Raw genomic sequence first — 22,728 nt, 5'->3', positions numbered from 1 at the left:
GATGAAACCTACCCCGACACTGCGACAGCTCCGCTACCTGGTGGCGGTGGTCGATCGCTGTCATTTCGGGCAGGCGGCGGCGGCCTGCACCGTCAGCCAGTCCACCTTGAGCGCCAGCATCCAAGAACTCGAAGACTTGCTGGGCGCCCCGCTGCTGGAGCGCACCAAGCGCTCGGTCGTGCCGACGGCGCTGGGGCGGAAGGTCGCCGACCGCGCCCGCAGCCTGCTCAAGGGCGCCGAGGATCTCGTGGACCTGGCCCAGGCGTCACGCGATCCGCTGTCGGGGCCGCTGCATCTCGGCGTCATCCCCACGATCGGCCCGTTCCTGCTGCCGCGCGCCATGCCGCGCCTGCGCGAGAACTTCCCCAAGCTGCAGCTCTACCTGCGGGAAGACCAGACCGCACGTCTGCTGGAGCGGCTGGACTCGGGCGCTCTCGACGCCGTTCTGCTGGCGCTGCCCTATGCGCTGGGCGACCTCGAAGTGATGGATCTCGGCGAGGACCGGTTCTCGATCGTCCAGCCGGCCGGCCACGTGCCCGCATCCAACATCGCCGACGAGAACCTGCTGCTGCTGGAGGACGGGCACTGCCTGCGCGACCAGGCGCTGGCGGCCTGCGAGCTGGAGGGCGCGCGGCGCAATGCCGGCTTCAACGGCACCAGCCTGCATACGCTGGCGCAGATGGTGGCGAACGGGCTGGGCGTCACCTTGATGCCGCAGATGGCGCTCGACGCCGGCATCCTGCGCGGCCTCGACGTGACGGTGCGGCCCCTCGACATGGTGAGGGCCGGCGCGGTCCCGCACCGCCGCATCGGTCTCGCCTGGCGGCGTTCGTCCGCACGTTCCGAAACCTTCCGCGCGCTCGGCGAGGCGCTGAAGGTTGAACTCACGATGTAATGAAGAATAGCAGGCCAGCTCTGCAGGATTGACTCGCCAGCTCCCACAGCGGGCTGTGCTACGTGAGGAATGCAGAGAATAAAGGCCTGTGCGCCCGACCGCGGATCTCGCGGTCGGGCTATTTTTTTGTCCAGGCGCTGCCGCCGTTACGGCTGCTGGCTCGGAGCCGGGGTGACCGGTTCGGGCGTCGGCGTGGCCGGGATCGGCGCGACCCGGGGAACGGCCGGCGTCCGCGTCGCGTTCGTCTGCGCGTCGATCGCCGCCGGATCCGGATTGCGGGCCAGTTCATTCCCGCCGGGGCGATCGCCCGAGAAGAACATCAGGCCTGCCGCCGCCACGATCGCGGCCACCACGCCCACCACCAGATAGAGTCCTCGGCTCGGCGGGTGCGGCTCGAAAGCCACGTCGTCGTAAGCGGGTTTGTTGAGCTTGGGGTCATAATCGCTCATCGCCCCTTACTCCTGCGGCGCCGCTGGCGAGGTCGCCGGAGCCGGGCTGGCCGGGTTCGCGGGGAGCGGAACGGCCGCCGGACGATCGGCATCCGGGGTTGCTGCCGGCCTATCGGTCACGGTCCGCTCGATCGGGGCCGGGGCCTGCGCCTGCTCGGGGCCGGCGCTATTCTGCGGGTTGCCGAAATACAGGAAGCCGCCCACCAGGGCGACGCCGGCCAGCGCGGCCAGCAGGATATAGCCCGGGCGACCGTCATGGGGCGCACGGTAGGGGTCCTTGGGATCGTATCCGAAGCGGCCCGGGCCCAGGTTGGGATCATAATCGCTCATCTGGTCCTCCTTTTGCTGTGGCTGGAGAACCAACGACTCCTTGGGCCAGATGGTTTCGCCGCAGGGGGGTGGCTGCTACCCTGCCTTGCAAATTCCGGAGGTCTACAGAATGCCCGATTCAATGCCCCTTTCGGCTCCCCCGACGGAACCGGCGCTGCTCGACGATGCGGGCGCGCGGGCGCTGGTCGCCTCCTATGCGCCGGTCAGCGTGACCGCCGCGGTCAAGGATATCGGTCGGATCGATGCGCATATGGGCCGCTTCATCGGCCTGTCGCCGATCTGCCTGATCTCGACGGCCGATGCGTCCGGCAAGCAGGACGTCACCCCGCGCGGCGATCCGCCGGGCTCGTTCAAGGTGCTCGACGAGAAGACGATCGCGCTGGCCGACCGGCCGGGCAACAACCGGCTCGATACGCTGCGCAATCTCCTGGAGAACCCCGAAGTCGCGCTGATCTTCCTGCTGCCGGGCGTCAACGAGACGGTGCGGGTGGCGGGCACGGCGCGGCTCTCGGTCGATCCGGCGCTGCTCGAGTCGATGGCGGTGCAGGGCAAGGCGCCGAAATGCGCCATCGTGGTTTCGGTGCGCCAGGCCTACCTGCACTGCGCCAAGGCGCTGCTGCGTTCGCGCCTGTGGTCGCCGGACTATGTCCAGCCCAAGGGCACCTTCCCCTCGATCTCGCGCATGGTCGGCGACCAGATCGGCCTCAGCGAAGAGGAGAAGAAGAAGCGCGAGGCCGCCACCGAACACGCATACAAGGAGGGACTGTGGGCACCTATACAGTAACCGGCCAGCGCGCCCGCCAGATGCGGGTGGTGCCGGCGGAGGTGCTGAAGCGCCTCTATGCCCGCGACGACACCAAGGGCCTGATCCAGACAGGCGCGCATCTCGCGCTGCTGGTGCTCGGTGGCTGGCTGGTGCTCGAAACGCGCGGCACCTGGTGGGTGCTGCCGGCGCTGCTGCTGCAGGGCATCTTCATCAACGCGTTGTTCGGCGCGATGCACGAGTCGGTGCATTACGGATCGTTCAAGACGCGCTGGATGGCCGATCTGCTGGCCTTCTTCTCGGGCGCGGCGATCCTGAACAATGCCGGCTTCTACCGGCACTATCACCTCGCCCATCACCGCTACACGCAGGATCCCGATCGCGACCCCGAGCTGATCACCTCGGTCACGCCGACCGGGTGGCGCAGCTACCTCTTCCGCATCAGCGCGATCCCGTTCCTGATGATCCGGGTGCGCGACATCTTCCTGTTCCCCTTCGGCTTCCGGGGCGACGTGACCTATATCCACGATTCCGCATGGCCCGAGGTGCGGCGCTGGGGCCGCTGGCTGCTCGCCTTCTATGCGGTGCTGATCGTGGGCTCGATCCTGCTCAGGACCGACGTGCTGCTCTGGGTCTGGTTCTTCCCGCTGCTGATCGGCCTGCCCCTGCTGCGGCTCTATCTCCTGACCGAGCATACGCTCTGTCCCAACAGCGACGACGGGTTCGCCAACACGCGCACGACGATCTCCAATCCCATCGTGCGCTTCCTGATGTGGAACCTGCCCTACCATGCCGAGCATCACCTGCTGCCGAACATCCCGTTCCATCACCTGCCCGAGGCGCACCGGCATCTGCGGCCGCACCTCAAATACGTGGCGAGGACCTATACCCAGACACATGCAGAGATCATCCGCAGCTTCGGCTAAGGTCGGATAATGCGGACGAACGAAGGAACCTGGTCGGCCGACAATGTCCGGCTGCAGCGCGGCGGCACCCTGAAGCAGGCCCGCATCGTGTGGAAGACCTACGGCACGCTGTCGCCCAGGCGCGACAACGTCATCCTCTACCCGACCAGCTACGGTGCCCATCACACCGACATCGAATGGCTGGTCGACGTGCGGCACTGCCTCGATCCCAGCCGCTACTTCATCGTCATCCCCAACATGCTGACGAACGGCCTGTCCTCGTCGCCGTCCAACACGCCGGACTTCCCCGAGGTCACGACCTACGACAATGTCATGCTGCAGCGGCAGATGCTGGTGGAGCTGTTCGGCATCGACCACTTGAAGCTGGTCTATGGCTGGTCGATGGGCGCGCAGCAGGCCTATCATTGGGGCGCGCTGTTCGGCGAGGCGGTGGAGCGCATCGTCGTCAACTGCGGCTCGGCGAAGACCGCGCCGCACAATTTCGTCTTCCTCGAAGGCATCCGCACCACGCTGCAGGCCGCCGCGACGCCGCAACAGGGATTGCGCGCGATGGGCCGCATCTATGCCGGCTGGGCGCTCAGCCAGACCTTCTATCGCCGCGAGATGTGGCGCGGCCTGGGCTTCGCGAGCCTCGAGGATTTCCTGGTGCGCTCCTGGGAGGCGAACTTCCTGCGCCGCGACATGCGCGACCTGCTGGCCCAACTGTGGACCTGGCAGCACGGCGACATCTCGGCCAACGATCTCTATCGCGGCGACCTTCAGATGGCGCTGGCCGGCATCAAGGCCAGGGTGCTGCTGATGCCGTCGGCGACAGATCTCTATTTCCAGACCGACGACAACAGGGAAGAGTTGCCACATCTGAAGTATGGAAAGCTGGTCGAGATCCCGTCCGTATGGGGTCATCGCGCCGGCAACCCGCGCGACAATCCCGAGGATGCCGCGTTCATCGATGCCCAGGTGGAGGCTCTGCTGAATGATTGAAGTACTGCCCGCGGACGGGCTGGTGATCGTTGCCAAGCACGAGTGCCATACCTGCGTGCTGGTCGAGCCGGTGATGCAGCGCCTCGACAAAGCGGGCCCGCTCACCGTCATCACCCAGGACGATCCGGCCTTTCCCTCGGGCGTCGGCCGCGTGCTGGACGACCAGCAGCTCGAACGCTCCTTCCATCTCAACATTGAGGCCGTGCCGACCCTGATCCGCTTCGAGGGCGGGCGCGAGGTCGGCCGCACCGTGGGCTGGGATCGCGCCGAATGGACGCGCCTCGCCGGCGAAGCGGCTGCAGGCGAGGGGCTGCCGGCCTGGTAGCCCGGCTGCGGTTCGCGCAGCGTCGAGCCCGGCGTGCAGGAGGCGCTGATCGCGCGCTACGGCGATCCCGGCCTCGCGTCGCGCGAGATTCCGGTGGGAGAATGGGACGATCCCATCGAGGCCTGCTTCGAACGCGGCTGGAGCGACGGCCTGCCCGTCGTGCCGCCGACCGACGAGCGCATCCTGCGCATGCTGGGCGGCACCGACCGCAAGCCCGACGAGATCGTCGGCCTGATCCCGCCCAACCTCGCGCCCTGCACGGTCGAGAAGGTGGCGATCAACGCGGTGATGGCGGGCTGCAAGCCGGAATACATGCCGGTCGTGCTGGGCGTGCTGGAGGCAGCACTCGATCCCCTGTTCGTGCTGCACGGGCTGCTCTGCACGACGCATTTCTCGGGCCCGCTGGTCATCATCAACGGACCGGCAGCGAAGGCCGTCGGCATGAACTCCGGCATCAATGCGCTGGGCCAGGGCAATCGCGCCAATGCCACGATCGGCCGGGCGCTGCAGCTCATCGTGCGCAATGTCGGCGGCGGCCTGCCCGGTGGCATGGACCGCGCCACCTTGGGCAATCCCGGCAAGTACACGTTCTGCTTCGCCGAGGACGAATCCGATCCGGACTGGGAGCCGCTGGCGCAACGCCGCGGCATCGCCGCCGGCAAGAGCGCCGTCACCTTGTTCCATGCCGAGGGCGTGCACGGCTTCATCGACCAGAAGTCGCGCACGCCGGAGGAGCTGACGCGTTCGCTGGCCATGGCCCTGTTCGGGGTCGGCCATCCCAAGCTCTGCGATTCGGGGAACGCCGTGCTGGTGCTTTCGCCCGAGCATTACGGGATCTTCACGGAGGGCGGCTGGAACCGCCGGCGAATCGAGGACGAGCTCTTCCAGGCCCTGAAGCGTCCCGGCCGCGACCTGATCCACGGCGCGCAGGGCGTGCCGGAAGGGCTGCCTGCGTCGATGGCCGACAAGATGGTCGACAAGTTTCCGCCTGACGGTCTGCTGATCGTTCGCGCCGGCGGTCCCGCCGGTCTATTCTCCGCCATTATCGGCGGCTGGCCCGGACAGCGCGTGCGCGAGGAATGCCAGGCCGTCACCCACGAGATCCGCTGAAGGACGTAGATCGATGAATTATTCGAGCAAGCTGCGCGATCCAACGGCCGAGACCTCGCCGACGCGCCGCCCCCGGCTCGCGCCGCCGCCCTCGCTCGACGGCAAGGTCGTGGCGCTGATGGATATCGGCAAGTCGGGGGGCGCGGTGTTCCTCGACCGGCTCGAAGGCCACTTCAAGTCGGCCGGCGTGGCCACGAAGCGCTACCGCAAGCCCACCAACACCAAGGTCGCGCCGGCTTCGGTGATGCAGACCATCGCGGCCGAAGCGCAGCTTGCGGTGATCGCCTTAAGCGATTGAGGCTCCTGCACATCGTGCAGTCTGCACGACCTTCATAATCTCGACGGACGCGGGCTTCCCGGCGTCAACATCGTGACCACCGAATTCGTGGACGGCGTCACCGCGCAAAGCGATGCGCTGGGCTTCGAGCCGGCGGTCGTCTACGTCCCTCATCCGATCCAGAACCGCACCAGGGCGGAGATCGACGAAATCGCCGACCGCGCGTTCGGGCAAGTGATGGCGCTGCTCAAGAGTCCGTAGATAGAAAACCCCGTCGTCTCGACCGAAGCACCGAAGGTGCGGAGCGGAGAGACCTTCTCTCAACCAATTGTTGGCAAATCGTCGAGAGAAGGTCTCTCCGCTCCGCCTCGTTGCGCGAGGCTTCGGTCGAGACGACGGGGTCTTTTGCTAATCCTTTTCCGGGACTACGGCGGGCTGGACGGTCTCGTCGACGGTCGCGTCGGCATCGGATTCCACTGGCGCCGCCGTCTGCGGTGGCAGCGGGGCGTTGGCGATGAAGGCCGCGACGACGGCGGCGGTCGCGCGCGGCGCCTCCTCCATCGGGTTGTGGCCGAGATTCTCGAAAATCTCGAGCTTGGCGCCCTTGATGTCCTCCTGGAAGCGGAACGCATCGGCGACCGGCACCCAGCGGTCCTTGGCGCCCCAGATGATCAGGGTCGGCACGTCCATGCGCCTGAGCGGCGTGGGATCGAGCGGTTCCTGCGTGCGTGCGCGCTGCAGGGTCGCCTCGCGGTTGCCGGGGAAGCGCTGCAGCTCGGCGTAACGCCTGACCCGCTCGGGCGTCACCATCGCCGGATCGGCATAGGCTTCGGTGAGCGACCGGCGAACCAGGCCTTCCGGCTTGAAGTAGATGCCGACGTCTCCGAAGAGCGGCGTGCGGGCCAGGCGGGTCGGCAGCGGCGCCTCGCCGCCCTGCCGCGGATAGCCGGCAGCATCGACCAGAACGAGCTGGATGACGCGATCGGGTCGCGTCGCCGCGAAGGTCCAGGCGACGGCGGCGCCCAGCGAATGGCCGGCCACGACGACCTTGTCGAGGTGCAATGTGTCGATCAACACTTCGATGAAGTCGGCATAGGCTTCGACCGTATATTCGTCCCGCGGCCAGGCGCCGGTCAGGCCATGGCCCGGCAGGTCGACCGAAATGACCCGCGCATCCCGGCCCAGTTCGCGCGCCCAGCCCTCCCACACGTGCAGCGAACCGTTCGAGCCGTGGATCAGCACGATGGGCACACCGTCGGGATTGCCCTGCTCGCGGACATGGGCGTTGACGCCGCCGACATCGACGAAGCGCGAACGGTCGTTGGCATAGCGTGCGATCAGGCTCTCGGGCGGCAGCGACGGCGCGTAGGCCCACATCGCCACGCCCGCGAGCACCGCCGCCCCGAACAGCGCGTAGAGCGGCCAGCGCCGGCGCGGCGCCTCGTCCCTACGACGCCGCGGGGGCATCGCCCGGCCTGTCGGTGGGGCTTCCCTTCGTATCTGGTGAAGGGTCGGCGTGCAGGGAGAAATTCATCTTGTCGAGGCCGCGCAGCCGGATCTCCGGCACCGCGCTGGGATCGAGGATCTTCTGGCCGATCAGTTTGGCCAGGATGGCGCGGTTGAGGTCGTTGGTCACGATCAGCCGGTCCTCGAGCCGGGCGACGAACACGAACAGCTCGAACTGGAGACCATCGGAACCGACCTTGACGAAGCGCACGATCGGCGGAGGGATGCGCAGAACGCGCGCATGCGCCAGCGCCGCCTCGCGCAGGATCGCCTCCATGGCGTCGACGTCCGAGCCGACCGGCACGGTGAGCGTGATCTCGATGCGGCTCGACGTGTCGGAATAGGTGCGGTTCACGACCGGATTCTGCAGGAACATGCTGTTGGGCACGATGACGTGCGTGCGTTGGAACGTCTCGATTTCGGTCGCGCGGATGTTGATCCGTCGCACGAAGCCCTCGTGGCCGCTCACCATCACCCAGTCGCCCGCCTTGATCGGCCGTTCGACCAGCAGGATGACGCCGGAGATCACGTTGTTGGCGATGTTCTGCAAGCCGAGGCCGATACCGACCGACAGCGCGCCCAGGACGATGGCGAGATTGGTGAAATCGACACCCAGCGCCCCGATCCCCACCAGTATGGCGATCATCACGCCGGCGTAGTTGAGGCCGGCATCGATCGACTGGCGCAACGGCATCGGCGCGTCGACGGTCGGCATCACGCGATCGCGCACGATGCCGCGCACCAGGCGCGCCAGCAGCATGCAGACGAAGAATGCCACGATCGCCATGCCGACATTGCCGAGCGAGATGGTGACGCCGCCCACCTTCACGCCACGGACGAGCTGGCTCAGCCCGTCGATCATCGCATCGGTATCGACGTTCCAGGCTGCCGGAATGGCGATCCCCAGCAGCAGGACCAGAGCTGCGTCGAACAGCAGCAGCACCAGGTACTGGCCCCGCAATGTGCTGTCCGCGGGCAGGCCGAACGCATGCCGCACGAAGGCGCCGGAGGGTGAACCCGGGGCGGCGGCGGCGTCCAGCAGATCGGCCGCCAGCTTGTGAAGCAGGAAGGCGATCGCGACCAGCAGGCAGGTCGTCGAAATCGCCGTATGCAGATGCGCGCCCAGGGTCGCATAGCCGATCAGCGCACAGACGATCGACGACAGGACGGCGAGGACCAGCAGCAGGCGCGCGACCGCCCACCAGGTCCCGCCGATCATCGGGGGCAGTTCGGATCCCTCGGGGCGGACGGCGTGCCAGGCGCGGTTCGACAGGGTCGGCAGGCTGAGCACGGCCACGACGGCGGTCAGCACGACGGCGCCGACCGAGGCGACCGCGTCGCGACCCTCGCCGCGGCTGAGCGCGAGGTAGACGAATTCGAGCGGCAGGCTGATCGAGTATAGTCGCCGCAACGCCCGGGACAGGTAGTGGGCGCTTTCGTCGCTGAACGGCAGGGCGCGCCACTCGGGACGCGCCGGCGACAGGCCCGCGGCGGTCATGCCGAACACCAGCAGGAGCAGAATGAGGCGGCCAACGGCCTCGGGGATCAGCGCGTCGATCGGCGCCGGCGGATTGCTCGCCAGCAGGAGCTTCCCGATCAGCCATACCGCCAGGATGGGCACGAGGACGAGGCCGAGCCCGTCGATGGCGCCGATGATTGTCTGGTCGTGCCGTGCGTCGATGTGCGTGCCGCCGCGGCCGAAGCGTCGGCGCAGCGCGCGCCCGACCCACCATAGAACGATCGTGAGCGCGGCCCACAGGCCGAGCGGTACCAGTTCGGGACTGCCGGAGCTCAGGGTGAGGAAGCCCTCATGGCTCCACTTCGCCATCGCACCGGTCAATGTCTTCATCGATGCGACGAACTGCGGGCCGATCTTGTTCCAGACGCGGGGCGAGAGCGGAGACGGATCGCGGCGCAGCAGGGTTTGCAGCACCAGCTGGCCGCGCACCTTGGTCAGGCGTTCCAGCAGCTGGTCGGCGCGGGCGATCACCACCTCGCATTGCTTGACCCGGCTCTCGGCGATCGTGGCCTGTTCGGTCAGCCTCTCTCGCTCCGCCTTCACGGCATCGGTCTCCGGTGGCGCGTCGGTGCCGGGCTTCAGGTCGAGCGGGGCCAGGAGCTTCTTGGTGTCGGCCAGGTCGTTGCGGGCGAAAGCGGCGGCGGCCATCGCAGCCGTGCGCACATCGGTCGTCTGTTCGCGCAATCCGTCGATCTCGACCGGCAGCAGGTCGGCCTGCTCGGTACGGGCAGCGATGCGGTCGAGCTGCCGGCCCCACAGCTCGACCAGCTGGCCGAACGGTCGTTGCGGCGGCGGGACGGTCTGGGCCGAGGCTGCGACGCTTGCGAACAGCAGCACGAACAATGCGAGGCGGGCTAGAGATCGCATTCGGTGCGCGATTCCCGGAAACGAAGAAAGGGCTTTGACGGTCACTACCACGGGCGGCCCGGACCGGGCCACGCCGCTGACCGTGTCTGGCCGCGCAGAGCGGCGAAATCAGGGCGCCCTTCGGTGGGCGCTCCCGACCGTCATCGCTTCGTCGTTGACAGCGCCGTGACGACGCGGAACCTTGCCGCCCGAAATGTAAAGGGGAGATCAGGGTATGGCCGAGGGCCAAGGTTCTGTTGGCGAAGTTCGTATCAAGCCCGATCGCCTCCACGATTTCACCATGGCGATCTGCCGGGCCGACGGCAGCTCCGCCGAGGAAGCCAGGCTCGTCGCCGACCATCTCGTCCTCGCCAACCTGTTCGGCCATGACAGCCACGGCGTCGGCATGATGCCGAGCTACATCCAGAATACGATCAACGGTGCCTGCAAGCGCAACCATCACGCCACGATCGATCGCGACAACGGCGCGGTGATCGTGGTCGAGGGTGGCGCCGGCTACGGCCAGGTCATCGCCAAGGAGGCGATGGACATCGGCATCGAGCGCGCGAAGAAGCACGGCGTCTGCGTCGTCGGCCTGAAGAACTCCCATCACATCGGCCGGATCGGTCACTGGGGCGAGCAATGCGCGCGCGCCGGCATGGTCAGCACCCATTGGGTGAACGTGCACGGCCACAAGTCGCTGGTCGCGCCGTTCGGCGGTGCCGAGGCGCGCTTCACGACCAATCCCTACTGCACGGCCATTCCGCGCAAGGGGCAGGAGCCGATCGTGCTCGACTTCGCGACCAGCCAGGTGGCGATGGGCAAGGTGAGGGTTGCCAACAACAAGAAGATCCAGATGGAGGAAGGCCTCCTGATCGACGCCGCCGGCAATCCGACCACCGAACCGGGCGTGATGTACAATCCTCCCTACGGCGCCATCCTGCCGTTCGGCCTGCACAAGGGCGGCGGCCTTGCGGTGATCTGCGACCTGCTGGCCGGCGCACTGACCGGCGGCCGCACGCATAGTCCGCGCACGATCAAGAAGGACGGCACCGACATCATCAACAACATGCTGTCGATCATCATCGATCCCGACTCGATGGGCGGCACGGCCTTCTTCGAGGACGAGGTCGACAACTTCATCGGCTGGGTGAAATCGGCAAGGCCGCAACCCGGCGTCGCCGAGGTGCTGGTGCCGGGCGAGCCCGAGCGGGCGCGCAAGCTCGACCGCGAGAAGAACGGCGTGCCGATCGACACCACGACCTGGCAGCAGCTCGTCGATACGGCCCGCAAGGTGCGCTTGAACGACACGGATATCCCGCAGATGGCCGGCGCCTGACGCGACCGGAAGACGACAGGAGAGACGGACCATGGCCAAGATGAAGCTCTATTACTCGCCGTCGTCGCCCTATGCCCGCAAGGTCAGGGTGGTGGCGATCGAGGCCGGCCTCGACAAGAAGATGGACATGGTGAACGTCGCGCTGACGCCGGTCGCGCCCAACGCCGACGTCGACAAGCACAATCCGATCGGCAAGATCCCGGCCTTGTCGACCAAGAACATGGATCTCTTCGACTCGCCCGTGATCTGCGAGTATCTCGACAGCCAGCACAAGGGCCGCAAGCTGTTCCCGCGCAAGGGCCGCGAGCGCTGGATGGCGCTGCGCCAGCAGGCCATGGCCGACGGCCTGCTCGATGCCGCGCTGCTCGCGCGCTATGAGAGCTTCCTGCGGCCGGAGGAGAAGCGCTGGCCCGACTGGTCGAAGGGCCAGATGAAGAAGATCGACGGCGTGCTCGACCAGTTGGAAGCCGAATCGAAGGCCCTCAAGGGCAAGCCGACCATCGGCACCGTCTCGATCGGCTGCGCCCTGGGCTATCTCGACTTCCGCTTCGGCCACCATGACTGGCGCGCGAAGCGGCCGAAGCTCACCAAGTGGTTCACCGCCTTCGCCAAGCTGCCGTCGATGAAGGCGACCGTTCCGCCGCCGGCCTGATGTCATGACCGCCTCCATGACTGCTGACGAGATCATCGCCCGCCTCGGCCTGCAGCCGCATCCCGAGGGTGGTCACTACCGCGAGACGTTCCGCGCACCCGCCGGACAGGACGGGCGCGGCGCCAGCACGGCGATCTTCTTCCTGTTGAAGGCCGGTGAGCGCTCGCATTGGCACCGGGTCGATGCCGATGAGGTCTGGCACCACTATGACGGCGCACCACTCGAGGTCGCGATGAGCGACGATGGCCGCACCGCCCGGCGTCTGCGCCTGGGCCGCGACTTCGGTCTGGGCGAGACGCCGCAGATCGTCGTGCCGCGCGGCGTCTGGCAGGCCGCCCGCTCGCTCGGCCACTGGACCCTGGTCGGCTGCACCGTGGCGCCGGCCTTCGACTTCGCCGGCTTCGAACTCGCTCCGCCCGGCTGGCGGCCGGGCGCATAGTGCAATGGAGCGCGCCACTCCAGTGGCGCAATCATGTTCATGAGCGCCACTGGAGTGGCGCGCTCCAATGAGGCCGCTTGGCGCCCTAACGCTTCCAGAGTTCGTGCGAGGCCAGCACGGCGCCGACCGTGACCAGCAGCGCCGCCGCGATCAACGTGCCGGTCGGTTCGGCCAGGCCGAAGACGATCAGGATCGCCGTCGACAGGATGGGCGTCGCATAGGAGATCGCGCCCAGCGCGCGGATGTCACCGCGTTTCACCGCGTGATCCCAGAAATAGAACGCCGATCCGGCCGGGCCGAGGCCGAGCGCCAGTACGGCGAGCCACGCCGTCCCGCTCGCCGGCCAGACGGTGCGCTCGAAAGCGAGATGGCAGGCGAGCGAGAGCAGGGCCGAGGCGGCGCAGAAGGCGGCGATGGCGTCGGTCGGCGTTTCTCCGAAGCGGCGCGACAGCACCGAATAGATCGACCAGGCGAAAGCGCAGCCCAGCGCCAGCAGGTAACCCAGCGCGTGGCTGTCCGCGAAATCGAGGCCGCGGCCGAGGGCCAGCAGCACGACGCCCGCGAAGCCCAGCGCCGCGCCGGCGAGATGCGTCCAGCCCAGCCGCTCGCCCGCCAGCGGCGCCGAGAGCAGCACGATGAGCAGCGGCCACAGGTAGTTGATCAGGTTGGCCTCGGCCGGCGGGGCGAGCTGGAGGGCCGCGAAGTAGAGGGCGTGGTAGCCGAACAGCCCGCCGATCCCGAGCAGCCAGACGCGCCGCGGCCAGCCGACCAGTCCGGCCCAGCCGACCCCGTTGGCCAGGGCGCGGACGATGCCGATGGCGGCGCCGACCGCGAACGTCATGGCGACCATCTGGAACGGCGGGATTGCGCCGGCCAGCACCGAGAGCAGGGCCAGCGAACTCCACAGGCCGATGGAAACCAGGCCGGCCGCCATGGCGCGGCGCCGCACGGTGTCGGTCTTCGTCATCGCCGCCGCATAGAGAATGAAGCGAGGATTGTCGAGAAGATGCGCTGGATGAATTTCACGGTTACGATGTCATTACAGCGGAGCCTGGATGTTCGTTAGGCCGACCAATCCGATCAGTCATCGACTGGCGCGTATCGCCTTCATCTTAGCGACCGTCGGCTCGCTGATCGTAGCCGGTTCCGGACCCCTGCACCGCTATCTCGGCCTCGATATCGAGGCGGCCATCGCCGTCTTCCGTTACGGCTTCTACCTCGCGGTCGCGGGTGTCGCGCTGGGACTCGCCACGATCCTTCCGGCGCGGCCCGGCGACCGGCGCCGCGGCAGCGTTGCCGCCTTCCTCGCCGTCGTGATCGGCGGCGCGGGCGCATGGGTCCCGCTGCACTGGTTCCTGCAGGCGCAGCAGCGGCCGGCCATCAACGACATCACGACCGACACGGCCAATCCGCCGCCGCTCGTGGCGACGGCGCAACTGCGGCGCGGGGCGCCCAATCCGCCGACCTATCCGAAGGAGAACGCCGGCCTCCAGCGCGCCGCCTTCCCCGACATCGAACCCGTCCTGCTGGCCATGCCGCCGGCCGAGGCCTTCAAGCGTGCCGAGCGGGTGGCGACCGGGCTCAACTGGGAGATCGTGGCGCGAGTGCCGGCGGACGGCCGCCTGGAAGCCGTCGTGACCAGCCCGTGGTTCGGCTTTCGCGACGATATCGTCGTCCGGATTCGCCCCCAGGGGACCGGCAGCCGGGTCGACATCCGCTCGAAGAGCCGCATCGGCGAGGCCGATCTCGGCGGCAATGCCGACCGCGTCCGCACCTTCATCGCCCGGCTGAAGAGCGAGGGATGACGAAGGACTTCAGGCAATCGGCAGGGTGAAGCCGAAGAGCGTGCCCTGGGCGTTCGATTCGATCAGGGTGATGTCGCCGCCGTGCAGGCGCACCAGGTCGCGCGCGATCGCGAGACCGAGGCCGGTGCCGCCCTGCCGGCCACCGGTGGTGAAGGGCCGGAAGAGCTGTCGGGCCACCGCCGCGGGAATGCCCGGTCCGTTGTCGGCAACCTCGACCAGCATGAAGCCGCCGCTGCGCCGGGTGCGGATGGTGACGCTGGTCGCCCCGGCCTCGAAGGCATTGCGCCCGAGATTGACGAACACACGGTAGAGCAGGTCGCGGTCGCAGCGCGCGATGCTGCCGTTGCCGATCTCGTTGACCCATGTGCGCAGGAGGTTGGGGTCCTTCTCCTCGCCCTGTTCCTGCAGCGCGATCCCAACCTCGTCGACAAGGTCGGCAAGGTCGGTTTCGGCAAGGCGTGGCGACGGTTTCTCCCGGACATACTCGATGGCGTCGCTGGCCAGTCGGGCGGCGCGGTCGATGGTGTTGAGGATGGTGGGCGCCAGCGCGCGCGTCCGCTCATTGTCGCTGCGCGCCAGGCGGTCCGACAGCAGGCGCGCGGTCGAGAGCATGTTGCGCAGGTCGTGGTTGATCTTGTTGGTCGCGGCGCCGACCTCGGCAAGGCGCGACTTCTGGCGCAGCGAGGTCCGCAGCTCGCGCTGGAGGAGCTGGAATTCGCGGTCGACCACGCCGATCTCGTCGTTGCGCTGTACCGGAGCGCGATCGGTGTCGGCCTCTTCCGGCGCGCGGCGAAAGTCGATCATGGCGCGGGAGAGGTCCTGCAGCGGCCGGATGACCAGCCAGCGCAGCGCAAGATAGAGCAAGGCGGCGGTGAACAGTGCGATGATGATCGACAGGACGAGGATGCGGCTCGTGTAGCCGTACATGGCGGCGCGCATCGGCATTTCGTCGACGACGATCCAGACCATGGCGCCGGGCAGGCGCATCGATTCGCCCCCCACCCGGATGAAATGCGAACCGTCCCGCGCCATGGCTTCCAGCGCATCCCAGATCAGGCCGAGCGCCCCGCGATCCTTCAGGTTGAAGCCCTGCATCTCGGGCCGCGGCTCGATGTTCATCAGCGCGCGCTTGGGCTTGTTCGGTTCGACCAGCACGACCGCCTCGACACGGGCGTGCGCCAGCAGCGACCCCTTCACCTGTTCCGTCACCATGTTGTCGGGCGTGGCATCGAGGGCCAGCGCCGCCAGGGTACCGCTCTCGATCAGCTGCTCGAGATAGACCAGCCGGAAGCGCGCGATCGACGGAAGGAAGATCGCGACCTCGGCCGTCATCACGGCGACGATCACGAGGCCCAGGATTCGCCACGACAGGCCGAAGGTAGCAGATCGCCGGCGCGCGGGGCGGGCGGACTGGGCCGGCAGGGTGACGTCGGCGCTCATCCGGCTAGCCTACCAGACCGGCAACCGGGCGAGAAATCGCACCAGGCCGCGGGTGCGCGGCCCGAACAGCGTCTCGGTGTAATAGCTGCCGGCGGCCCTCTTCGCGGTCTCGCCCAGTGTCGGATAGGGAGGCACGAAGCCTGCCAGCGTCGAGATCCTGAGGCGGCCGGAAAGAGCGAGGCACCAGCTCTGGATCAGCTCGCCGGCCTGCGGTCCGGCGATGCCCGCCCCCAGGATGCGGCCGCGTCCGTCGGTGACCACCTTCAACAGCCCGTCGGTTTCGCGCTCGGTCTGTGCGCGATCGTTCTCGGCGAAATTCCAGCGCAGGACCCTGATGCCGTCGCCGTGCCGGGCTCGCGCGTCGCGTTCGTTGAGGCCGACCTGCGCCAGCTCCGGATCGGTATAGGTCGCCCAGGGCACGATGGCGGGATCGAGCTTCGCCGGGGCGCGGAACAACGCGCCACGGATGAACAGCGAGGCCTCGTGGCCCGCCATGTGCGTGAAGGCATAGCGGCCGTTGCAATCGCCGATCGCCCAGACGTTGCGATTGGCGGTGCGCAGCGAGTCGTCGACCGTGATGCCGCGCCTGTCGTGGGCAACGCCGGCCTTATCGAGATCCAGTCCGTCGATGGTGGGCGTGCGGCCGGTTGCGACGAGCAGATGCGAGCCCTCGATCCGCGCGCCACTGTCCAGGACGGCGGCGATTCCCTCGGCCGTGCGCTCGACCTTCGTGGCGCGCGTCTTCTCACGCAGGTCGACACCTTCGCCGCGCAGGCGCGCGGCGACGATGGCGGCGAGTTCCGGATCGTCCTTGGCGAGACAGGTCGCCGCTTCCAGCACGGTGACTTTCGAGCCCAGCCGCCGGAAGGCCTGCGTCATCTCGAGCCCTATCGGGCCGCCGCCCAGCACCACGAGATGCGAGGGCAGGACGCGATTGGCGAAGATCGTCTCGTTGGTGAAGTGCGGCACCTCCGTGAGGCCGGGTACCGGCGGCAACGCGGGCCGGGAGCCCGTCGCCAGGACGATTCGCTTGCTGCGGATGCGATGGGGGCCGGCCTGCAATTCGGTGCGGCCGACGAAGCGCGCCTCTTCGGGCAGGACGCGCACGCCGAGCTTCTCGAAACGCTCGACCGAATCGTTGGGCGCGATCGCCGCGATCACGCCGGCGACATGATCCATCACCTTGCCGAAATCGACGGCGGGCTCGACCGGCGCGATGCCGAAGGCCGCGCCGCTGCGCTGCGCCTGCGCCGCCTTCGCTGCGGCGATCAATGCCTTCGACGGCACGCAACCGTAGTTGAGACAGTCGCCGCCCATCAGCGCGCGCTCGACCAGCACGACGTCGAGGCCGAGTTGCGCTGCGCCGGCCGCCACCACGAGGCCGGCCGAGCCGCCGCCGACGACGCAGACGTCGGGGGTGAGCAGGCCGCTCATCTCAGGCGGACCGCCGCCGGCGCCAGCGCGCGAAGACGACGGGCAGCAGCGCCAGCACGGCAAGTCCCAGCAGCGGCAGCAGGATATGCCATTCGAAGATGATGCCGAGATTGGGCTGCTCGCCCCGCTTCAGCATCGCGCCGAGGCCTGCGCCCAGGCCCGAATAGATGATGGAGGCCGGGACGATGCCCAGCATCGTCGCGAGGACGTAGCGCCGGATCGGCATGCCAAGCAGCGCCGGCACGATGTTGATCAGCCAGAAGGGAAACACCGGCACGAGCCGCAGGAAGAGGAGATAGCTGAAATCGTCGTGCCGGAATCCGTCCTCGAGACGCGCCAGTTTCGTGCCGGCGCGGGCGCGGAAGAGATCGCGAAACGCGTATCGCGCGGCGAGAAAGACGGCGATCGAACCCAGGGTCGCGCCGATCACGGACAGGCCGGCGCCAGCCCAGGTGCCGAACAGGAAACCACCCACCGGCGTCGCCACCATGGCGACGGGCAGCGAGAACGCGACCATGATCGCGTAGGCCAGCAGGAAAGCGAGCGCCGCCGGCAAACGATGTGCGGCGACCCACGCCGTCACCGTCGCCTTGTGGCGGGCCAGCATCTCGAAGGAGAAATAGCGGTCGAGCCCGAGCAGCAGGAAGGTCGCCAGCCCCGCCAGCAGGATCGCCACTGGCAGCAGCCGGCGCAGTGTCGATGTGTTCATCTGGCCTTTCGTCTCGCCCCGCCTCGATATTGACGCTGCGGGGTCGATCCTCAAAGCACATGCTGTCACGCCTGAGTGACTGGCAAGCCCGGATCCGTGGCGACGACGCTCGGTCTTGCCTTGAAGCGCTGCCACCAGGTCGACAAACGCGGCTGGGCCGTGAGCAGCTGCGTGCCGCGCGGCGACTGCGCGAAGTAGGCGACCATCGCGCCGAGATGAAAGTCGGCGAGGGAGATGTCCGGGCCCGTCAGCCAGGAATCGGCCGCGGCCAGGGTCTCCAGCGCGTCGAGCACCTTCGCGGAGGCTGCGAGACCCTTCTCCAGTTCCGCGGCGTCGCCCGCCGTGCCCATATGGGGTCGAACGACATCGTGGACGAAGACCTGTCGCACCAGCGGCCAGTAGGCGTAGGCGTCGACAACGCCCATGATCTGGTCCATGCGCGCCAGCCGCTTCGGGTCCTCGGGCTGGAGGGCTGGACCGGGAAAGGCGCGATCGACATACCGGGTGATGGCACCGGTCTCGTAGAGGGCGAAGCCGTCGTGGACGAGCGCCGGCACCCGGCCGAACGGATGCAGCCTCAGATACTCGGCCGGGACGTCGGCAGCGAACGGGTTCACCTCGACCCGTTCGTAGGCCGCGCCCTTCTCCGCCAGGACCAGGCGAACGATCCGGACGTAGACGCTGTAGCGATAGCCGTGAAGGAAGAGGCTCATGGCCCATCCTAGCGCGCGTTGACTCTGGAGGGTCAGCCGCTTATTACCCTCGCCCACGGAATTCGCCCCCGGTGCACCGCGGCGGGGGCCTTGTTGTGTTTTAAGGAGTTGCGTCATGAAACGCACCTATCAGCCGAGCAAGCTGGTCCGCGCCCGTCGGCACGGCTTCCGGTCCCGTATGGCGACCGTCGGTGGCCGCAAGGTCATCGCGAACCGCCGCCGGTCCGGCCGCAAGCGTCTGTCGGCCTAGTCCGATTGGCCGCGGCGCGCCTCGGGCGTCTGCCGAATCGTAGCGACTTTCTGCGCGTCCAGGCCGGGCGGCGATGCGCCATGCCCGGATTCGTGCTGCAAACCGCCCCCGCCCCTCCCGAACTTGCTTTTCCGGCCATCCGGGTCGGCTTCACGGTCAGCCGCAAGGTCGGCAATGCCGTGGTGCGCAACCGGGTCCGTCGCCGTCTGCGCGAGATCGCCCGCCAGGTGATCCCGGAAGCGGCCCGGGCCGACCATGACTATGTACTCGTGGGTCGCCAGGGTGCGTTGGGCCGCGACTTCCTCGCCATGCGGGCCGAGTTGCAGGAGGCGCTGCGGCGTCTCAAGGCGCTGGCCGTGCCGCCGGCCGGCCCCAAACCCGTCGTGGCGCCCATAGCGACGCCATGACGTGCATTGGCAGCTTGCGCCGGGGCGCTTAAATCGCCAGTTTCCGGGCCGCATGATGTCCCAGGTCCTGCGCGGCGCGATTCGCTTCTACCAACTCACGCTCGCCTACTTCTTCGTCGGAGCCTGCCGCTACGAGCCCTCGTGCTCGGCCTACGCGGTCGAGGCGCTGTCGACGCATGGCGGGCTGAGGGGAAGCTGGCTCGCCGCCCATCGCCTGTGCCGCTGCGGCCCCTGGGGTGCCGGCGGCTACGATCCCGTTCCGCCGGCCGCCGCCCGCTCGCGCGCGCCGCTTTCCTGTCACCCCGCCCGGCGCTCCTGACGCGCCACGAAAGATCGCCGACAAATGGATCAGAAGAATTTTATCGTCGCCATCGTCCTTTCGGTGCTGATCATCGTGGGCTGGCAGGTGGTGTTCCCGCCGTCCAAGCAGGCGACCAACACGGCCCAGCAGCAGGCGACGACGCAGTCCAGCGCGCCGGCCGCACCGACAGGCCAGCCTGGCACACCTGGCGCGCAACCCGGTCCGGGCGCCGCGCCGACGCAGCAGCCGGTGGTCAGCCGCAGCGAAGCCGTTGCGCTCACGCCGCGCGTCACCTTCAACACCGCCGAGCTCACCGGCTCGATCTCGCTGAAGGGCGCGCGCATCGACGACGTGCAGCTCGTCAAATACCGCGAGACCATCGATCCCAAGAGCCCGCCGGTCCCCGTCCTGTCGCCGGTCGGCAGTGAGCATCCCTATTACGCCGAGTTCGGCTGGTCCTCCTCCGATCCCGCCCTCAAGGTGCCGGGCCCGGATACGGTGTGGACGTCCGATGCGCCGACCGTCGCGCCCGGCAAGCCGGCCAAGCTCACCTGGGACAATGGCGACGGCCTGGTGTTCGGCCTCACCGTCTCGATCGACGAGTTCTTCATGTTCGACGTGAAGCAGAGCGTCGAGAACAAGACCGATAAGCCGGTGACCCTGTTCCCGTGGAGCCTCATCGTCCGCTACGGCGAGCCGAAGTACGAGGGCATGTACATCCTTCATGAAGGCCCGTACGGCGTCTTCAACGGCACGCTGAAGGAATTCAGCTACTCCGACTTCAAGGGCAACAAGCAACAGAAGATCAACACCACGGGCGGCTGGGTCGGCATCACCGACAAGTACTGGATGTCCGTGCTGGTGCCCGACCAGAAGTCGAAGGTCGACGTCTCGCTGAAGCAGACCGGCGCTGGCGCCGACGTGAAGTACCAGATCGACTATGTCTCGAGCGGCGTCACGGTCGCTCCCGGGGCCAACACCACGACGGATGCCAAGCTGTTCGCCGGCGCGAAGATCGTGCGGGTGATTTCCGACTATGAGAGCCAGTACGGCATCGAGAAATTCGACCTCACGATCGACTGGGGCTGGTTCTGGTTCTTCACCAAGCCGCTGTTCTGGCTGCTCGAGTGGCTCTACGTGCATCTCGGCAATTTCGGCCTGTCGATCCTGGTTCTGACCGTGATCGTGAAGGCCGTGTTCTTCCCGCTGGCCAACAAGTCCTACGCGGCGATGAGCAAGATGAAGCGGCTCCAGCCGGAGATGGAAAAGCTCAAGGAGCGCTATGGCGAGGACCGCCAGCGCATGAACCAGGAGTTGATGCAGCTCTATCGCCGCGAGAAGGTGAACCCGGCTGCCGGCTGCCTGCCCATCCTGGTGCAGATCCCGGTGTTCTTCGCGCTCTACAAGGTGCTCTACACCACCATCGAGATGCGCCATCAGCCGTTCTACGGCTGGATCAAGGACCTGTCCGCGCCGGATCCGCTGACGATCCTGACCGGCTTCGGCCTGTTCCCGTGGGACGTTCCGCAGTTCCTGCACTTCTTCAACATCGGCATCTGGCCCATGATCATGGGCGTCACGATGTACCTGCAGCAGAAGCTGAACCCGCAGCCGACCGATCCGGTGCAGGCGCGCGTGTTCCAGTTCCTGCCGATCCTGTTCACCTTCATGCTGGCGCCCTTCGCCGCCGGCCTGGTGATCTACTGGGCGTGGAGCAACACGCTCTCGATCGCGCAGCAGTACACGATCATGCGCCGCCACGGCGCACCGATCGGCGGCAAGGCGGTGCCGGTGGCGGCCGCGCCGGCGCCTGCGGCTCCGACCGTCGACAAGAAGGGCGGCAAGGGCTCGGGCAAGAAGAAGGTCTGATGCCGGACAAGTCGCCCGACGAGACGAAGGAGGAACGCCGCTCCCCTGAAGAGATCGAGGCGGCCCGCAAGCTGTTCGCGGGTCCCTGCGACTTCGTCTCGGGGGCCGCGTCGGTCGAATCGCTGCCCGGCATCTCGCTGCCGGAAGTGGCCTTCGCCGGCCGCTCCAACGTCGGCAAGTCGAGCCTGGTGAATGCGCTGACCGGCCGGCGCACGCTCGCGCGCGTCTCGGCCAATCCCGGCCACACGCGGCAGGTCAATTTCTTCAACCTGGCCGACCGGCTGATGCTGGTCGACCTGCCGGGTTACGGATTCGCCAAGGTCTCGCGGTCGATGAAGGAGACGTGGCAGGACCTCGCCTCGGCCTATCTGCGCGGCCGGCCGACCCTGATGCGCATCTTCGTGCTGATCGACGGCCGTCACGGGGTGAAGGAGAGTGATCGCGAGACGATGCGCAACCTCGACAGTGCCGCCGTCTCCTACCAGATCCTGCTCACCAAGACCGACTATCTGCGCGCCGCCGATGTGCCGCGCGCCGTCGCGGCCGCCGAGGCCGTGGCCCGCAAGCACGGCGCCGCCCATCCCGTGGTCCTGCCGACCAGCAGCGAGACCGGCTTCGGGATTCCCGAACTGCGCGCCGAGATCTTCGCCGTCGCGCAGGTTTAGAAACTCCGTCGTCTCGGCCGGAGCCTCGCGGCAGCGAGGCGTAGTGGAGAGACGACGGGCCTACATTTAAGCCGCGTCGTGGAAGATCAGACCCAGCGTGAAGCGCTCGCCGCTGCGCAGGCTCGAGACGCCGTGGCGCAGGGCGGTGCGGTGCCAGCCGCGCACGCCCTTCGCCGGCCGTTCGTTCACGGCGAAGATCGCGGCGTCCCCCTGTTCCAGAGGCACGACCTCGCCGCGTGACTGCATGCGCGGGCGCTGCTCGACCAGCATGAACTCGCCCCCGGTGAAGTCGCGGCCCGGCGCGCTCAGCAGCACGACGACCTGCAGCGGGAAGACCATCTCGCCGTAGAGATCGCGATGCAGGCAGTTGTAGTCGCCGAGCCCGTAGCGCAGCAGCAGCGGCGTCGGCCGCTTCTGGCCGACTTCGTGGCATTCGCGCAGCCACGCATCCAGCGTTGCGGGGAAGCGCCTGGGCCGTCCGAGCTGCTCGTTCCATCGGTCCGCAACTTCGGCCAAGGCCGGATAGAGCGCCTGGCGCAGCCGCTGGACCGGCTCGGGCAGGTCGTAGGCGAAATACTGGTACTCGCCCTGCCCGTAGCCGTGGCGCTGCATGACGATGTGCTTGCGGAACAGGGTCTTCTCGGGCCACAGGGCGGCGAGTGCGCGGCATTGGTCGGCGCCGATCAGGCCGCGCGCTACCGCGAAGCCGCGATCTGCCAGGGTTTCGCTATCGAAAACGTGTGTGGCTGCCATGCGGACATCCTGACGCGGTCGGGCC

At 67.8% G+C, this 22,728-nt stretch carries 26 protein-coding genes; 16 read left to right on the top strand and 10 right to left on the bottom strand.

Features of this window, described 5'->3' with window-relative positions:
- Position 1 precedes the first annotated feature (1 nt).
- Positions 2–895, top strand: a complete 894-nt coding sequence (locus tag EPO41_RS25370) for a hydrogen peroxide-inducible genes activator (protein WP_296331550.1) — start codon at positions 2–4, stop codon at positions 893–895.
- 146 nt (positions 896–1,041) lie between these two features.
- Here the strand turns inward: EPO41_RS25370 and EPO41_RS25365 are convergent, their stop codons facing one another.
- Together EPO41_RS25365 and EPO41_RS25360 are read right to left on the bottom strand one after the other, a co-directional pair.
- Positions 1,042–1,344, bottom strand: a complete 303-nt coding sequence (locus EPO41_RS25365) for a hypothetical protein (RefSeq protein WP_296331548.1) — start codon at positions 1,342–1,344, stop codon at positions 1,042–1,044.
- Positions 1,345–1,350: 6 nt separating this feature from the next.
- The gene (locus tag EPO41_RS25360) at positions 1,351–1,674 is read right to left on the bottom strand and encodes a hypothetical protein (protein ID WP_296331546.1); all 324 of its coding nucleotides are present in this window, start codon (positions 1,672–1,674) and stop codon (positions 1,351–1,353) included.
- A gap of 109 nt (positions 1,675–1,783) precedes the next feature.
- On the opposite strand from EPO41_RS25360, the gene EPO41_RS25355 reads away from it, so the two are divergent.
- The 6 genes from EPO41_RS25355 to EPO41_RS25330 are packed head-to-tail and all read left to right on the top strand — an operon-like array spanning position 1,784 to position 6,317.
- Complete coding sequence (locus EPO41_RS25355; protein WP_296331544.1) at positions 1,784–2,458, top strand: MSMEG_1061 family FMN-dependent PPOX-type flavoprotein; 675 nt, start codon at positions 1,784–1,786, stop codon at positions 2,456–2,458.
- The gene (locus EPO41_RS25350; protein WP_296331541.1) at positions 2,440–3,363 is read left to right on the top strand and encodes a fatty acid desaturase; all 924 of its coding nucleotides are present in this window, start codon (positions 2,440–2,442) and stop codon (positions 3,361–3,363) included. Before EPO41_RS25355 ends, EPO41_RS25350 begins: the two co-directional genes overlap by 19 nt.
- Positions 3,364–3,372: 9 nt before the next feature.
- Positions 3,373–4,344, top strand: coding sequence for an alpha/beta fold hydrolase (locus tag EPO41_RS25345; RefSeq protein ID WP_296331539.1), 972 nt, complete (start codon positions 3,373–3,375; stop codon positions 4,342–4,344).
- The gene (locus EPO41_RS25340) at positions 4,337–4,669 is read left to right on the top strand and encodes a thioredoxin family protein (protein ID WP_296331538.1); all 333 of its coding nucleotides are present in this window, start codon (positions 4,337–4,339) and stop codon (positions 4,667–4,669) included. Before EPO41_RS25345 ends, EPO41_RS25340 begins: the two co-directional genes overlap by 8 nt.
- 33 nt (positions 4,670–4,702) lie before the next feature.
- The gene (locus tag EPO41_RS25335; protein WP_296331535.1) at positions 4,703–5,779 is read left to right on the top strand and encodes a thioredoxin; all 1,077 of its coding nucleotides are present in this window, start codon (positions 4,703–4,705) and stop codon (positions 5,777–5,779) included.
- Positions 5,780–5,792: 13 nt separating this feature from the next.
- Positions 5,793–6,317 (top strand): UGSC family (seleno)protein, encoded by a 525-nt coding sequence (locus EPO41_RS25330; RefSeq protein WP_296331533.1) that lies wholly within the window; start codon positions 5,793–5,795, stop codon positions 6,315–6,317.
- 147 nt (positions 6,318–6,464) lie between these two features.
- Here EPO41_RS25330 and EPO41_RS25325 read toward each other — a convergent pair whose 3' ends face one another.
- Positions 6,465–7,523 carry an alpha/beta hydrolase gene (locus tag EPO41_RS25325; RefSeq protein WP_296331531.1) on the bottom strand — a complete coding sequence of 353 codons (1,059 nt, stop codon included), beginning with the start codon at positions 7,521–7,523 and terminating at the stop codon, positions 6,465–6,467.
- Complete coding sequence (locus EPO41_RS25320; RefSeq protein WP_296331530.1) at positions 7,504–9,948, bottom strand: DUF3772 domain-containing protein; 2,445 nt, start codon at positions 9,946–9,948, stop codon at positions 7,504–7,506. Before EPO41_RS25320 ends, EPO41_RS25325 begins: the two co-directional genes overlap by 20 nt.
- A 214-nt stretch (positions 9,949–10,162) precedes the next feature.
- Here EPO41_RS25320 and EPO41_RS25315 point away from each other — a divergent pair, with 214 nt between their 5' ends.
- From EPO41_RS25315 to EPO41_RS25305, 3 genes are read left to right on the top strand one after another with little or no spacing between them, the layout of a single operon-like run.
- Positions 10,163–11,266, top strand: coding sequence for a malate/lactate/ureidoglycolate dehydrogenase (locus EPO41_RS25315; RefSeq protein ID WP_296331527.1), 1,104 nt, complete (start codon positions 10,163–10,165; stop codon positions 11,264–11,266).
- Between the two features lie 31 nt (positions 11,267–11,297).
- On the top strand, positions 11,298–11,918 hold the full coding sequence (locus tag EPO41_RS25310; protein WP_296331524.1) for a glutathione S-transferase: 621 nt from the start codon (positions 11,298–11,300) through the stop codon (positions 11,916–11,918).
- Between the two features lie 16 nt (positions 11,919–11,934).
- Positions 11,935–12,357 carry a cupin domain-containing protein gene (locus EPO41_RS25305; protein WP_296331522.1) on the top strand — a complete coding sequence of 141 codons (423 nt, stop codon included), beginning with the start codon at positions 11,935–11,937 and terminating at the stop codon, positions 12,355–12,357.
- Positions 12,358–12,442: 85 nt separating this feature from the next.
- Here the strand turns inward: EPO41_RS25305 and EPO41_RS25300 are convergent, their stop codons facing one another.
- Complete coding sequence (locus EPO41_RS25300) at positions 12,443–13,324, bottom strand: EamA family transporter (RefSeq protein ID WP_296331520.1); 882 nt, start codon at positions 13,322–13,324, stop codon at positions 12,443–12,445.
- Between the two features lie 88 nt (positions 13,325–13,412).
- Between EPO41_RS25300 and EPO41_RS25295 the strand changes: the two genes are divergently transcribed.
- Positions 13,413–14,162, top strand: coding sequence for a DUF1499 domain-containing protein (locus EPO41_RS25295; protein ID WP_296331518.1), 750 nt, complete (start codon positions 13,413–13,415; stop codon positions 14,160–14,162).
- Positions 14,163–14,171: 9 nt separating this feature from the next.
- On the opposite strand, the gene EPO41_RS25290 is transcribed toward EPO41_RS25295, so the two are convergent.
- From EPO41_RS25290 to EPO41_RS25275, 4 genes are all read right to left on the bottom strand, one after another.
- Positions 14,172–15,602 carry a HAMP domain-containing sensor histidine kinase gene (locus tag EPO41_RS25290; RefSeq protein WP_296331515.1) on the bottom strand — a complete coding sequence of 477 codons (1,431 nt, stop codon included), beginning with the start codon at positions 15,600–15,602 and terminating at the stop codon, positions 14,172–14,174.
- A 9-nt stretch (positions 15,603–15,611) separates the two neighbouring features.
- Complete coding sequence (locus EPO41_RS25285) at positions 15,612–17,036, bottom strand: FAD-dependent oxidoreductase (protein ID WP_296331513.1); 1,425 nt, start codon at positions 17,034–17,036, stop codon at positions 15,612–15,614.
- A 1-nt stretch (position 17,037) separates the two neighbouring features.
- The gene (locus tag EPO41_RS25280) at positions 17,038–17,745 is read right to left on the bottom strand and encodes a TVP38/TMEM64 family protein (protein ID WP_296331511.1); all 708 of its coding nucleotides are present in this window, start codon (positions 17,743–17,745) and stop codon (positions 17,038–17,040) included.
- A 65-nt stretch (positions 17,746–17,810) separates the two neighbouring features.
- The gene (locus EPO41_RS25275) at positions 17,811–18,458 is read right to left on the bottom strand and encodes a glutathione S-transferase family protein (RefSeq protein WP_296331509.1); all 648 of its coding nucleotides are present in this window, start codon (positions 18,456–18,458) and stop codon (positions 17,811–17,813) included.
- A 115-nt stretch (positions 18,459–18,573) separates the two neighbouring features.
- Between EPO41_RS25275 and rpmH the strand changes: the two genes are divergently transcribed.
- Genes rpmH through yihA form a run of 5 tightly spaced genes read left to right on the top strand, consistent with a single transcriptional unit; the run spans position 18,574 to position 21,950 of the window.
- Positions 18,574–18,708 (top strand): 50S ribosomal protein L34, encoded by a 135-nt coding sequence (gene rpmH, locus EPO41_RS25270; RefSeq protein WP_068199953.1) that lies wholly within the window; start codon positions 18,574–18,576, stop codon positions 18,706–18,708.
- A 5-nt stretch (positions 18,709–18,713) separates the two neighbouring features.
- The gene (gene rnpA, locus EPO41_RS25265; RefSeq protein ID WP_296331507.1) at positions 18,714–19,115 is read left to right on the top strand and encodes a ribonuclease P protein component; all 402 of its coding nucleotides are present in this window, start codon (positions 18,714–18,716) and stop codon (positions 19,113–19,115) included.
- A 52-nt stretch (positions 19,116–19,167) separates the two neighbouring features.
- Positions 19,168–19,434 carry a membrane protein insertion efficiency factor YidD gene (gene yidD / locus EPO41_RS25260; RefSeq protein ID WP_296331505.1) on the top strand — a complete coding sequence of 89 codons (267 nt, stop codon included), beginning with the start codon at positions 19,168–19,170 and terminating at the stop codon, positions 19,432–19,434.
- A gap of 24 nt (positions 19,435–19,458) precedes the next feature.
- The gene (gene yidC / locus EPO41_RS25255) at positions 19,459–21,285 is read left to right on the top strand and encodes a membrane protein insertase YidC (protein WP_296331503.1); all 1,827 of its coding nucleotides are present in this window, start codon (positions 19,459–19,461) and stop codon (positions 21,283–21,285) included.
- Positions 21,285–21,950: a ribosome biogenesis GTP-binding protein YihA/YsxC gene (gene yihA, locus EPO41_RS25250; RefSeq protein ID WP_296331501.1), complete on the top strand. Its 666-nt coding sequence runs from the start codon at positions 21,285–21,287 to the stop codon at positions 21,948–21,950. The genes yidC and yihA overlap by 1 nt, the downstream gene beginning before the upstream one ends.
- A gap of 66 nt (positions 21,951–22,016) precedes the next feature.
- Here the strand turns inward: yihA and EPO41_RS25245 are convergent, their stop codons facing one another.
- Positions 22,017–22,703 (bottom strand): 2OG-Fe(II) oxygenase, encoded by a 687-nt coding sequence (locus EPO41_RS25245; protein ID WP_296331499.1) that lies wholly within the window; start codon positions 22,701–22,703, stop codon positions 22,017–22,019.
- Positions 22,704–22,728 lie beyond the last annotated feature (25 nt).

The sequence above is a fragment of the Reyranella sp. genome, assembly GCF_004297265.1.
GTDB lineage: Bacteria > Pseudomonadota > Alphaproteobacteria > Reyranellales > Reyranellaceae > Reyranella.
The sequence above is the reverse complement of the archived record's forward strand: the minus strand, read 5'-3'. Positions and strand labels throughout refer to the sequence as shown.